This window comes from Bacillus cereus group sp. MYBK5-2, assembly GCF_051915685.1.
In the GTDB taxonomy this organism is placed as follows: domain Bacteria; phylum Bacillota; class Bacilli; order Bacillales; family Bacillaceae_G; genus Bacillus_A; species Bacillus_A cereus.
Genome location: NZ_JBQAFE010000001.1, coordinates 1412593 through 1426384 on the forward strand (window position 1 = coordinate 1412593; position 13792 = coordinate 1426384).

Below are 13792 nucleotides of genomic sequence, written 5' to 3' on the forward strand. Positions count from 1 at the left end.
GCTTTTTATCGATGAGAAGTTTGTTACTTTATTTTCTTTTAGAAATGTATGACTTACTTATAGTCAGTGATAAACTCTCATTTTTAAAAATTTAAAATAAAGACCGATTTATGTAATAATTCAAATATTGTTCATAATTTCACAAATTGTTTATGAAGTGTCATGTTATGATGAAGATGTAATGATGATTGAACACTTAAATTTGGTACAATAACTAGCCAAAGTAGTGAAGAAAGTAGTTGTGAGATAAACTCATTAAAATGCTAAAACACTAAAGGGGAGATCACATATGAAAGCAGTAGTGGTTAATAAAAACAGCAAAGCAAACATCGAAGTGATTGAAAAAGAATTACGTCCGTTACACTCAGGTGAAGCGTTAGTAGATGTAGAGTATTGTGGAGTTTGCCACACTGATTTACACGTTGCGAATCATGATTTTGGTAACACTGATGGCCGTATTCTTGGTCATGAGGGTGTAGGTATTGTTACGAAAATAGCTGATGATGTTACTTCACTAAAGATAGGTGACCGTGTAAGTATTGCATGGATGTTCCAATCTTGTGGACGTTGTGAATATTGTGTAACTGGTAGAGAAACATTTTGCCGTGAAGTTAAAAACGCTGGTTATTCAGTGGATGGTGGTATGGCTGAACAATGTATCGTTACAGCTGATTATGCGGTAAAAGTACCAGAAGGATTAGATCCTGCTCAAGCATCATCAATTACTTGTGCTGGTGTAACTACATATAAAGCTATTAAAGTATCAGATATTAAACCTAGTCAACCTATTGTAATCTATGGCTGCGGTGGATTAGGTAACTTAGCTATCCAATATGCTAAAAATGTATTTGGTGCAAAGGTAATCGCAGTAGACATTAATGACGACAAATTAGCCTTAGCGAAAGAAGTTGGTGCTGATATGACTATCAATCCAATTTCTCAAGGTCCTGCTGATAAAATTGTGCAAGAGGAGTTTGGTGGCGCTTATGCTGCGGTAGTAACAGCAGTCTCTAAAGTAGCCTTTAACTCAGCAGTTGATGCAGTACGTGCTTGCGGTAAAGTAGTTGCAGTAGGGCTACCAGTAGAAACAATGGACTTAAACATCCCACGACTTGTACTGGATGGAATTGAAGTAGTTGGTTCTCTAGTTGGTACTCGTAAAGATTTGGAAGAGGCGTTTATGTTCGGGGCAGAAGGAAAAGTAGTGCCAGTTGTTCAAACTTGTTCTCTAGATAAAGTACAAAATGTATTCGAAGAAATGGAACAAGGTAGAATTCAAGGGCGTATGGTAATTGATTTTAAAAAACATAATTGTGATTGCAAATAATTCACTTTAAATATAAAAAACATGAGTCTAGCAAAGGACATGTAAAAAAGTTAGACAGCATAAGAAGATGATCCCTGTATTTAATAGGGATCATCTTCTTTATTTTCTACTAATATCGATGCCAATTAATACTTCATTAATGAGAAATGATTAAAGGTTTACTTTATTTGCAAACGAAAAGGAATCTTTATGTTTAACAAATTTTTTATGATCTGGAACGTTTTGAATTGCTACAATTTGCGAATCTCTTGCTTTCAGTGCATCTTGAATCCCGATGGTCATAAGCTTAATAAATAGAATCGTAATAAAGAATGAAGCGAGAGTATAAAAAATAATCCACCATGAAAGATTCATTTCATTACGATTTAATCCAATAAGACCTGCCCAATCATTAGATAGAGAAACAGGTTTGAGCACTCCGTCATAGAGTTCACGCATTTGTATGCCGCCAATTACAATGTTAAGCAGCGCTAAATGGATAACGAGTATGAGTGTTTGGACGATATGTTCCATAAATAATACAAATAAGCGGTCAAGTAATAAGACTCGTAAGTGTTTTTTAATAATATGAAAACGACTAGCCCCCAGTAATTGTGAACTTAAGATGTAATCTTGTTTCATAAATTCATCAACCTCTGAGGATATGTATAAAGAAAGTGTAGGCAGAGCAACGAAAATAAGTACGAGTACTTGATAAAACGTAAATGAAATATTTGGATCTACCCCATCAGCATTTGATGTGATTATAATATTAACGGGCGTGATGAGTATGAATGCGATAAATAGAGTTGGAATATAATAAAAAACTTCTGAGCATGACTGGAAAAATCTTTTGAGTTTTGGAGCAAATAAACTTAAGAGGATTCCTATACATGTTCCGCATAAAATTCGAAAGAAGCTAATTGCCATGGCTAATAAAATAGTGAATTTTGCTCCTTCTACAATTTGTAAGAAAACAGACTCTCCAAAACGATCAGATCCAAAAGGTGGAATTAACGATGGCGGAAAGGGGGCCTTTCCAAGTAATTCGTTATTGTCATTGTAAAGTAACTGAGGAGGTTTTGGGATGTTATCTTTAAAGAACCAACTATAAATAAAACTAGCTGAAATAAGTATGAATAGATAAGTAAAGCCGATTAAAAAGCGTTTTGATTTCCAAATAGATTTCATAATGATACTCCTTTCAATTGCTTTTTCCATCTATTCATCATGGATGAGACTATTTGGAAAATAGCATAAAATGGTAAAATAATCATAACAAGTATGATAAATGCAGCTGGAGGTGAAACAAACGCCTTATTAAATAAAAATTGAATAATGCCTTCCATATTAAAAACAAATTCTAAAATGAATAAATTAGAAAGTAAGAAAACAAAAATCGTTTTTAAATGGTGGAAGAAGTGGATAGATATATTTTTGAATAAATGAATGCATAGTATATAACTTGATGAAAGGCCTTTTCCATATGCAACCTCTACGTAATGTTTTCCTTGCTCTTCTTTTATGTATAACACCATCATCCGAAACATTTGTAATGTAGGTAAGACAGCTAATGATAAAATAGGGAGTAAATAAGCTCGATTTTCATTAAAGGAAATAATAGTGACAGGAGATTCCCCAAATTTCTGAAGTACCCATATGAAAAAAATTTGCAAACAAATCATCATCATCATATCAGGGACAGCTTCTAATATGAACACAATTCGGTTTATCCATTTTTTTATATAATCTTTTGCTAAAAAATACAAAAATGCCATGCTAGATGATAAAAAGAGAGCAAGAAAAAAGGCTAAAAATAATATAGTAAATGAATATAGGTAAGGTTCTAAAACAGTTGGAAATAATGGTGTTTTTTTGAAATGGCCAAACTTCGGGTCTGATCCTATAATCACTAATGATTCAGGGGAAAAAACCTGTTTTAACATAGTAACGGTCTGATTAAAAAAATAAATTGGTTGAAAGGTAAATCCTTGTTGAGTAATAAATAAATAAGGTAAATTTAATAATAGTAAGAGTGATAAAAGAATTGATGAAAGCTTAATTGTGAATTGAGATATTTTATTTAACATTAAATCCCTCCGACATCTTTTTACAACATTATACAATAAATTTCGTGTTATTGTTTTTATTTTTCTGAAAAATAAAAATACTTTTCGATTTTATAGTATGCAAGATATATTTACAAGATAAAAAAGTGATAATAGGGGGTCACGCTCTATGTTTATCAAGATAAAAGACTAGTGAACCTAAAACAATAAATAAGAGTAAAATGCACAGAATTCTCATTCTGCGGTTAGTTACTTTTCTTGGTTTGATGGTGATGTTACGTGACCGCTAAAAATAAATATTGCTTTTCAACTCTTTCTTCAAGCAAATAAGTAGAACGTATGGAGGACTATGTATGTGTTGTTAATGAGAGAAAAGAGTGTATTGCGTAACGAATATAACGTAATTTTACCGCATGGAAAAGCTAAATTTAGTATATAAGTGAAATGGAATGAGGGGATTTATTTTTTGATATGAAAAAAATTTTCTTTTTATAACTTGATAAACGAAAAAATATTTTATATACTAATTCATGTAAACGGTTTACTAAATCGTATTTTGCTAGAAATGAAGGGAAGATTCGCATGGAAACAAGGGGGAGAGTAATCGGGATTGATATCGGTACCACAAGTACAAAAACGGTTGTGTTCACAGAAAAAGGAAAAGTCATTGCATCACATGCAATCGATTACCCAATTATTCAACCGAATGTAGGATGGGCTGAGCAAGATCCTGATGTAATATGTGCCGCTGTATACAAAAGTGTAAGCGTTGCCATTGAAAAAGGTAATGTATTACCAGAAGATATTTCTTCAATCGGTATTAGTACAGCTATGCACGCATTAATTGCAGTAGATGAAAATGGTGCGCCATTAACGCGTTCTATCATTTGGGCAGATAATCGAAGTACGAAGCAATCAGAAAAATTATTACAACAAATGAATGGGCATGAAATTTATAGACGTACAGGTACACCGATTCATCCAATGTCACCACTTTCTAAATTGTTATGGATGAAAGAAGAGGAACCAGAGTTATATACAAGTGCCTATAAATTCATTTCCATTAAAGAGTATGTGATTTACCAATTATTTTCACGCTACGTAGTTGATTATTCGATTGCTTCTGCTACAGGGTTATTTAATTTAGAAACATTAAACTGGGATGAAGATGTTTTAACTATGTTACATATGTCACCAGAACAATTATCAACCCCTGTACCAACTACATATATTTTATCAGGTATGAAGCCAGAATTAGCACAGAAGATGGGGATAAGTGCAGAAACACCAATTGTCATCGGAGCAAGTGATGGGGTTCTTGCAAATGTAGGAGTTGGTGCGATATCACCGGGTGCGGCTGCAATTACGATTGGAACGAGTGGTGCGGTTCGAACAATCTCATCAAATATAAATACAGATGAGAAAGGGAGAACGTTTTGTTACGCATTAACAGATGAGCACTGGGTAATCGGTGGTCCAACGAATAACGGCGGAATATTACTGAGATGGTTACGTGATGAATTTGGTAGTCCAGAGCAAGAAGTAGCAAGAAAGCTCGGCATTGATCCTTATGATTTATTAATTAAATATGCAGAAAGCGTACCAGCTGGAGCGGATGGGCTATTGTTCTTACCTTTCTTATCTGGAGAACGCGCACCTTACTGGAATGCAAATGCTCGTGGTACATTCTTTGGAATCAATCTTCAACATAAGCGAGAACATTTTATACGTGCAGTGATGGAAGGTGTTTGTATGAGTGTATATTCAGTAGCACTCGCAATCAGGGATTGTACAGGGCCACTTACTGAAATACGAGTTTCAGGAGGGTTTGCAAAATCTGCATTTTGGAGACAAATGTTGTCCGATATGATGGGAAAAGAATTGCTTGTACCTGAAAGTCATGAAGCATCTGCGCTTGGGGCAGCGGCAGTTGCTTTATATGCTGTAGGAAAAATTGATTCTCTTGAAGAGGTAAAGGATTGGATTGATATTGTCCATCACCATGTACCGAATAAAGAAAATACGGCTATATATTTAGAAATGTTTTATATATATGAACGACTTTACAATCGCTTGAAAGAAGAATTTGATTGTATAGCTGCTTTCCAACGTAAACAATAGGGGGATTGGGAGAAATGGTAGTTGGGATCGTACTAGCGGCAGTTGTCATACTACTTTTACTTATTACGGTAGTAAAATGGCATCCATTTGTCGCATTAATTTTAACAGCAATTGGTGTAGGATTAGCAATGGGAATGCCTTTAATTGGAACTTCACCAAAAGATCCAGGGATTATTGATTCTATTAAACTAGGGCTTGGTAATACGTTAGGGTTTTTAGCGATAGTTTTAGCACTAGGAACGATGCTTGGAAAAATGATGGCCGAATCTGGTGGTGCTGAACGTATCGCTAACACATTAATTAATCGTTTTGGGAAGAAACGAGTTCACTGGGCGATGATGTTCGTTGCATTTTTAGTAGGGATTCCGGTATTTTTCCAAGTTGGATTTGTACTATTAATTCCGTTAGTATTTACAATTGCGTTAGAAACTGGGGTATCACTTATTACAATTGGTATTCCGCTAGTAGCAGGACTGTCAGTCGTACACGGACTTGTTCCACCGCATCCAGCGGCAATGGCGGCAGTTGGTATTTTTAAAGCAGATGTAGGGAAGACAATTTTATATGCGTTAATTGTCGGACTTCCAACTGCAATTATTTCAGGTCCACTTTACGGGAAATGGATTGGTGCTCGTATACATAAGGAAGTACCATTAGATATAGCGGAGCAATTTGTTGAAAAAGATAATAAAAAAGAGCTTCCTAGCTTTTGGAATACATTGTTTACAATTTTACTTCCAGTATTTCTTATGCTTGGTGCATCAATAGCAGAAGTTGCATTAAATAAAACGAGTCAACTAGCACAAGTATTACACTTTATTGGAGATCCGATTGTGGCTTTATTAATTGCAACCATTTACTCTTTCTTTAGTCTTGGATATGCAAAAGGTTTCTCAAAAGATAAAGTGTTACAATTTACAAATGATTGCCTTGGACCTATTGCAAACATATTGTTAGTGATTGGTGCAGGCGGCGCATTTAATAAAGTATTATTAGATTCTGGAATTGGAACGACAATTGCAGATATGGCGAAAGAATCACATATTTCACCGATATTATTAGGGTGGGGAATTGCGGCACTAATCCGAATTGCAACTGGATCGGCAACTGTTTCTATGATGACAGCAGCTGGTATTGTTGCGCCGATTGCAGCAAGCACACCAGGTGTAAATGTTGAATTATTAGCACTTGCAACTGGTGCAGGGTCATTAATTTTATCACACGTGAATGATTCAGGATTTTGGATGATTAAAGAATATTTCGGAATGACTGTGAAAGAAACATTATTAACATGGACTGCAATGGAGACTATATTATCTGTAGTAGCACTTGGGCTAATTTCGATATTAAATATATTTGTATAGAATAGGAGATTGATTAATATGAAACTAGGTTTAATTGGATTAGGAAAAATGGGATTCCCATTAGCTGAACACTTATATGAAGACAAGCATGAAGTAGTTGTATACGATGTAAATAAAGAGCTTGTTGAAAAGGCAGGAAAACTAGGAATTACTGCACGTCATACATTAAAAGAAATGATTGCTGAACTAGAAGCTCCTCGTACAATTTGGGTAATGGTGCCTGCAGGAGAAGTTGTAGAGTCAGTACTAAAAGATGTATATCCATTATTAGATGAAGGTGATATCGTTATTGAAGGCGGAAATTCATTCTATAAAGATACGTTACGCCGCGCTGAAGAAGCAAAAAGCTTCGGATTACATTATGTAGATATCGGTACATCAGGCGGTGTAGAAGGAGCTAGATACGGTGCTTGCTTAATGGTTGGTGGAGAAAAAGAAATTTACGACCAATTAGAACCTTTATTTAAAGATTTAGCAGTAGAAAATGGCTATTCTTATGCTGGCCGTGTTGGTAGTGGTCATTTCTTAAAAATGGTTCATAACGGTATTGAGTACGGCATGATGCAAGCAATCGCTGAAGGATTTGAAGTACTAGATAAGAGTGACTTTGATTTCAATTATGAAGATGTTGCAAAAGTATGGGCGAACGGATCAGTTATCCGTGGTTGGTTAATGGACTTAACTGAAAAAGCATTTGCAGAAGATCCGAAACTAGATGGCATTAAAGGTGTAATGAACTCTTCAGGAGAAGGAAAATGGACTGTTGAAACTGCACTTGAACTTCAAGCTGCAGCACCAGTTATCGCTATGTCATTATTTATGCGCTATCGTTCTCAGGAAGATGATACATTCCATGGAAAAGTAGTTTCAGCATTACGTAATCAGTTCGGTGGACATGAAGTTGTGAAAAAATAAGGATGTTTTTAAAAAGAAACTTGTGTATAAGCGCAAGTTTCTTTTTTATAGTTTAAGAAACTACTAATTTAAAAATACCAATCAATCATCGTTTTTTTGTCACAAATGATAGCTTCAACGTTCATTGAATGAACAATATATTCTATATTTTCTTCTTTAGCTAATAATAAGGTTGTAAAGGAATCGTATATACTCATAAACGCATACTCATTGTCTTCGCCAGTAATACTTAACTCATTATTGCTAATGTCCCAAATATCTAATGGAGTAGTATTATTTACCTGTAATAATCCGTTTGTATCAAGAATTGGTTCAGAGAAATATAGATTTTTTGCACCTTTAGAACCGAGGAGTTTAAGTAATTTGTGTAATAAAAATATAGACGTATAATCTTCTGTTGGATAATAAAGATCTTTTTTTAAGTTTGAATGTAGCTTTTCAGCTAAATCCTCTCTTTTATATTCTTCTGAAAGGGCACTAATGGAAGTCAACATGGCCATTGCTAGGTCTGCGTATGAATGTAATCCACTACAAGACATCATTTCCTTCCAAGAAACGGATTTCCCATTATAAATGATTTCTTCAGCGCTAGGATAGATGTGCTCATATGGTCTTTTTCTCACAGACTTTTCCCATCCTAAAGGCATTTGGATAAAAGGATGTAGCAATATAGCTGCAGATTTAAAGTTTCTTGGTAGTTGTTCTAAAATTGGTGATTTGTCATCTAGCCAAATGTAATCCAACAAAATATAACCACCTCTTAGACTTTGAAATGTACGGATTCCCGCATTATGTTTTTTGTATTGATTGTATCAAATATAAAGCGAAGCATGAAATATGTCCCAACATAAAAGTAAGAATAAATAAAATGAAGTTTTCATAAATAGTAAAAGGGTGCTTATGTCATCAGTATAGCTAAGAAATGTTGTTACATATGAGAAGAGCGTGTTAATAAAATATGAGGTGGTTAAATGGGAAATGAGCAAGTGAAGTCTGTAAAGGAAGAAAAAAAGTTATGTCTTTGTATGATCGTCAAAAATGAGTCTAGAATTATGGAAAGATGTTTAAATGCAACAAAATCAATTGTAGACTTTGTTTCTATTTGTGATACTGGATCGACGGATAATACGCCTGAAATTATTGAAAATTGGTGTAAGGAAAATGAGATACCTGGGACGGTTCATCATGAGCCGTTTAAAAACTTTGGTTATAACAGAAGCTTAGCTGTTTCGTTAGCGCAAAAAACATACCCAGAAGCAGATTATTTATTAATATTAGATGCGGATATGATTTTAGAGGTTGATCCGAATTTCGATAAAACGAGCTTAACGGAAGATCATTATCTTACATTACAATATGATGTTCATATTAAATATTGGCTTACGCGTCTTTTAAAAGCTTCTTTACCATGGAAATCTGTCGGTGTTACTCATGAGTATTGGGATATAGATCGTTCAAAAGTTGGAGCGAATTACAATACGAGGGTAGCTCGGTTAGAGACTCTTGTCGTGAATGATCCCGGAGATGGCGGGAGCAAAGCTGATAAATTTGAAAGAGATGAGAGGTTGTTGTTACAGGGAATAAACGACCCAGAAACAACGCCAGATTTGCATATAAGATATTTATTTTATTTAGCTCAGACTTATTTTCATTTAAGTCAATTTGAGAATTCAATTAAATGGTATAAAAAACGAGTGGAAGCAGGAGGATGGGTTGAAGAGGTATTCTATTCGTTATTGCGAATAGGATTTTGTTATGAGCAGTTAGCAAATCGTTCAGCAAATAAACAAAATGAAGTGACAGATGCTGATGAAAAAGAAACTGTTAAAGGGCAAGAAGAGCAATATTTAGCATTAGCTGTTTTTTATTTTCAAAAAGCTTGGGAATATAGACCAACCCGGGCTGAACCATTATACCAACTTGCAAGGTTGTATCGATTACGATCTCAAAACAATATTGCTTTGATGTATGCTCTGCAAGGGAAGGAAATTCCTTTTCCAAAGGATGATCTACTATTTGTAGATTATCATGTGTATGATTACTTATTTGACTATGAAATTTCTATTAGTGCTTTCTATATACCTCATAAAAAACATTTAGGGGCGGTGTCGCAAAAGTATTTGGAATCGATAAAAGAAAAGATTCCATTTCATATAGCAAATATAGTAGAGAATAATGCGAAATTTTATTAAATACATTTTCGATTAAAGGAGTAGTGGAGTAATCATGGAATTAATGCGATGGGCGATTGAACTAGGAGAATCGGTGCATGGAAATACGTATGAAGAATTGATGCCACTACTAGACTATTATTATGATCGTGATCATTTAAAAGCGTACTGTATCGCAAATCTTCTTTTAAATATGGATGTATTAGATGAAGATCGGGAAAGAATCGAATTAAGAAGATGCATCGCTGCTTATTATGCTGGATTATATAAAGTAGCAAGAAAACATGCAAATGAGTTGGTACTTAAACATCCGGATGTAGATCTATATAAAAATAATTTAAGATTAATGGAAGTTTATTTGAATAAAGAATATGATTATTGTCTTTTTATATGCCCAAAGACATACGGTAGTTTCATAGATGTTGCGCGAGCTTTAAAGTGGCGGTTGGAGCAGGAGGGAAATACAGTAATTATATCAGAAACAATATTGGAAAATGTAAAGAATACAGTTGTTTTTGGAGCCCATACATACGCATATAACCCGAACCTTCTTCCGAAAGATGCAATTATTTATAATTTAGAACAGCTATACGAAGGAAGTCCATATGCGCATCCCCTTTATTTAATATTATTAAAAGATAGAGTGATTTGGGATTATAGTAAACAAAATATAGAATGGCTTAAACAAAAAGGGGTAGGAAAAGAAATAAAACATGTAGAAATGAACTATGCTCCAACTTTGGAAATAAAAAAAGATGCGTTTGAAGATGAGATTATTGAAGATATTGATATTCTGTTTATAGGTGCTCTTAATCCGAGGCGACAAGCTATTTTTGATCATCTAAAAGCGATTGCCCCGAATTTAAATATAGTTTTTAAAAATAATGCGTGGGGAATTGTTCGAAATGAATTGATTGCTAGAGCTAAAATTATATTAAATATTCATTTTTACTTATCAGGAATTCTTGAAACACCTCGCGTATCTTATGCAGTCGCAAATAAGAAATTTATTATTTCCGAAAATAGTAATCCAGAAGATGAGGTAGAGTGGCCAGGAATTGTATTTACTCCGTACGAAAAAATAATTGAAAACGTAATGAAATATATAGAATTACCAGAAGAACGGAAAAGATTAGCGGAAAAAGCATATAATCATTTTGAAGCAAATGAAAGTTTAGGTACATTGAGTATGAGAGATGAATCAAAGTAATTGTACGAAACTCATACGAAAGTATGAGTTCTTTTTTGTTTATCATACTATTTTATGAAACAAGTTAACTCTTTATATTGTGTTTTGTATAGAAATTTCTGATAATATATAAGTAGAACTTGAAAACAAAGGGGAGAAATAATCATGAAACTAGTCGTTATTAACGGTACACCAAGAAAATTTGGTAGAACTCGCGTGGTGGCAAAATATATTGCGGATCAATTTGAAGGGGAATTATATGATTTAGCAATTGAGGAGTTACCTTTATACAATGGAGAAGAGTCGCAACGTGATTTAGAGGCAGTAAAAAAATTAAAAACGTTAGTGAAAGCTGCGGATGGGGTTGTATTATGTACACCAGAATATCATAATGCGATGAGCGGTGCGCTGAAAAACTCTTTAGATTACTTAAGTAGTAGTGAATTTATTCATAAACCAGTTGCGTTGTTAGCGGTTGCTGGTGGCGGTAAAGGTGGAATAAATGCATTAAACAGCATGCGAACGGTCGCTAGAGGTGTTTATGCAAATGCAATTCCAAAACAAGTTGTGCTTGATGGATTACATGTGCAAGATGGTGAACTTGGGGAAGATGCAAAACCATTAATTCATGATGTAGTTAAAGAATTAAAAGCATATATGAGCGTATATAAAGAGGTGAAAAAACAACTAGGAGTGGAGTGATATGTCCTCACTTTATCATGATTCTCGCTTGTATTACATTCTAGGAGCCAATAGTCTATCTGCTATTGGTTCCGGAATTGTATGGTTCGAATAAACCTTCTTTTTCATTATTAATTACTTTCCACTTTATTTCTTCTAGGTAAGGAACTCTTTTTTAAAAAACGAAAAACACCTCCTGAATTTGCATACTTAGTATGCAAATTCAGGAGGTGTTTTTATCATGTACCACTATTCGGGTTCACTTCAGTGAGAAATGCTCTTTTTTAGTGTAATCGTCATAAAAAAGAACGGTTGTTGATCTATTTTATGTAGTAATATAAAAAACAAAAAGAAAGAGCATCTAGAAACGAGGTTTGGTAAGATGTTTTTTTGACATTAACCAGTAGATACAGGGTGATTAGGATAAAGAACTAAAAAGTGTAATAGTTAATATTCTAAATAGTCAGGTTCAATGTATTTTTCTGTTTCAGGTGAGCTTTTAATTTCTATAGGATATTTCTTAAAAGCTACAACAGTAATTCTATCTCCTTGGACTAAACTTCTGGATTCATTTATAGAAGAGAAGCCTGTTCGCGTTAAGAAATTATATAGAGAAGGTTTTGTCATCCAAAAACTAGTAATGTTATCTAATGATGCCCACTTTGATTGTAAACGTTCTTCTAATGATGAATTGGCAGGATGTTCTGGTATTGTGTGTCCCTTATATTCATAATTTTTATAGAATACTGATATATTAGAGGTGTATGCAATATGGGTATCAATTATTACAAATCTTTTGCATACTTCATACAATTTTTCTAAAAAAGGAAATACGTCTGAACTGTCTAAATGGTATAAAATACCAGAGCATAAAACGATATCAAATTGACCATATTTTTCAGCACTTAAATTTCTTACATCATCTTGATAAAAGGTTACATTTGCTAAATTTAATGTATCTTTAGCGAATATAGCTTTTTGTATGTTTGATTCTCTTCCTTCAATTCCTACAACGGTTGCTCCTTGCAAAGCAAATTCAATGGCATAATGACCCTCTAAACAAGCTAAATCTAAAATTCGAAGGTTTTTAAAATCACATTGTGTGATATCTTGAATCATTGTCACAATTTTTTTTAATGGAGGATTGGGTTGTCGAATATCCTTTGTATATAGAGTTTCAGTTAATTTAATATCATATGCAGTCCATTCACCATATTTACGAATAATGCGTTCTTTTTCGAAACCAAAATCTTTCATTATACACTTCGCCACCTTTTACATAATATTAGGGTACTATATACTTTTATACGATCAATGTATGTGTGTATAACTTGTATTTAGACGGAGATAAACTTTTTATTTCGCTCAAGTTACATAATTAAAAACCATTCCAGTTCTTGAAGCACTGGAATGGTTTTTAATATAAAACGGAATAATTAATAACGAGAGCAGTTTACTAAAAGCCAATGCCTCTGTATACATAATAGAGGGCACGATGTACGGTGTTGGAGCGGTTGTTGCAGGAATCTGTATTCCACTCATAATGAAATATATCAAAACAGAAGTTTCAATCGTTATGACGATGTTCATTTATGTAATTTCAATTACCGCAATGATTATTGAACCTTCCGTAATTTTCTTATATGGACTTGCAATTTTTCAAGCAGTTGGAAATGCGGGTACAAGAGTGGCGAGAAATGTATTGATGATGGAGGAAATTCCAAACGAAGTAATGGGACGTGTAGACAGCTTATTTCGCCTAATTGGTACTGGAATACGAATTGTATTATTAATGCTGTTTACAGCGGGTGTATCTAAAGCCGGAGTAATGCTTCCGTTTTACGTATTAAGCTGCATATTGATCTTCTCATTAGGAATCGCTATTTATTATGTACTATCACAACGTAAAGTAGCGGCGAATGTTTCTAATAAATCAATCGTTTAAAAAAACACTTCTGCCGCCCTTTCTTTTTCTG

General features: G+C 34.0%; 10 protein-coding genes and 2 pseudogenes. 8 read left to right on the forward strand and 4 right to left on the reverse strand.

The genetic code is table 11. The features are described from left to right. The first annotated feature begins 289 nt into the window (after window positions 1-289). Window positions 290-1327, forward strand: coding sequence for an alcohol dehydrogenase AdhP (gene adhP, locus ACTFP3_RS07555; RefSeq protein ID WP_000649119.1), 1038 nt, complete (start codon window positions 290-292; stop codon window positions 1325-1327). Window positions 1328-1477: 150 nt separating this feature from the next. On the opposite strand, the gene ACTFP3_RS07560 is transcribed toward adhP, so the two are convergent. Both ACTFP3_RS07560 and ACTFP3_RS07565 read right to left on the reverse strand, forming a co-directional pair. Continuing rightward, a complete protein-coding gene (locus ACTFP3_RS07560) occupies window positions 1478-2497 on the reverse strand; it encodes an ABC transporter permease (protein ID WP_000836565.1) in 1020 nt (339 codons plus the stop codon). After that, a complete protein-coding gene (locus ACTFP3_RS07565; protein WP_349561289.1) occupies window positions 2494-3396 on the reverse strand; it encodes an ABC transporter permease subunit in 903 nt (300 codons plus the stop codon). Before ACTFP3_RS07565 ends, ACTFP3_RS07560 begins: the two co-directional genes overlap by 4 nt. Before the next feature lie 561 nt (window positions 3397-3957). Here ACTFP3_RS07565 and gntK point away from each other — a divergent pair. From gntK to gnd, 3 genes are read left to right on the forward strand one after another with little or no spacing between them, the layout of a single operon-like run. Then, window positions 3958-5496 (forward strand): gluconokinase, encoded by a 1539-nt coding sequence (gene gntK, locus ACTFP3_RS07570; RefSeq protein WP_349561288.1) that lies wholly within the window; start codon window positions 3958-3960, stop codon window positions 5494-5496. A 14-nt stretch (window positions 5497-5510) separates the two neighbouring features. Next, window positions 5511-6860: a GntP family permease gene (locus ACTFP3_RS07575; protein ID WP_000260208.1), complete on the forward strand. Its 1350-nt coding sequence runs from the start codon at window positions 5511-5513 to the stop codon at window positions 6858-6860. Between the two features lie 18 nt (window positions 6861-6878). Continuing rightward, entirely contained in the window at window positions 6879-7775 is an 897-nt protein-coding gene (gene gnd, locus ACTFP3_RS07580; RefSeq protein WP_000765995.1) for a phosphogluconate dehydrogenase (NAD(+)-dependent, decarboxylating), read from the forward strand. Window positions 7776-7843: 68 nt separating this feature from the next. On the opposite strand, the pseudogene ACTFP3_RS07585 reads toward gnd, so the two are convergent. Then, window positions 7844-8607, reverse strand: a pseudogene (locus tag ACTFP3_RS07585) (DUF2711 domain-containing protein). 139 nt (window positions 8608-8746) lie between these two features. Here ACTFP3_RS07585 and ACTFP3_RS07590 point away from each other — a divergent pair. The 3 genes from ACTFP3_RS07590 to ACTFP3_RS07600 all read left to right on the forward strand — a co-directional run bounded on the left by ACTFP3_RS07590 (window position 8747) and on the right by ACTFP3_RS07600 (window position 11837). Further along, the gene (locus tag ACTFP3_RS07590) at window positions 8747-9967 is read left to right on the forward strand and encodes a glycosyltransferase (protein WP_000526219.1); all 1221 of its coding nucleotides are present in this window, start codon (window positions 8747-8749) and stop codon (window positions 9965-9967) included. 34 nt (window positions 9968-10001) lie between these two features. Then, a complete protein-coding gene (locus tag ACTFP3_RS07595; RefSeq protein ID WP_000422328.1) occupies window positions 10002-11156 on the forward strand; it encodes a hypothetical protein in 1155 nt (384 codons plus the stop codon). 144 nt (window positions 11157-11300) lie between these two features. Beyond that, window positions 11301-11837, forward strand: coding sequence for an NADPH-dependent FMN reductase (locus tag ACTFP3_RS07600; protein ID WP_000780355.1), 537 nt, complete (start codon window positions 11301-11303; stop codon window positions 11835-11837). Window positions 11838-12263: 426 nt separating this feature from the next. On the opposite strand, the gene ACTFP3_RS07605 is transcribed toward ACTFP3_RS07600, so the two are convergent. Continuing rightward, window positions 12264-13073 carry a class I SAM-dependent methyltransferase gene (locus ACTFP3_RS07605; protein ID WP_000651190.1) on the reverse strand — a complete coding sequence of 270 codons (810 nt, stop codon included), beginning with the start codon at window positions 13071-13073 and terminating at the stop codon, window positions 12264-12266. A gap of 190 nt (window positions 13074-13263) precedes the next feature. Between ACTFP3_RS07605 and ACTFP3_RS07610 the strand changes: the two are divergent. Continuing rightward, window positions 13264-13761, forward strand: a pseudogene (locus tag ACTFP3_RS07610) (MFS transporter); the annotation flags it as partial. Window positions 13762-13792 lie beyond the last annotated feature (31 nt).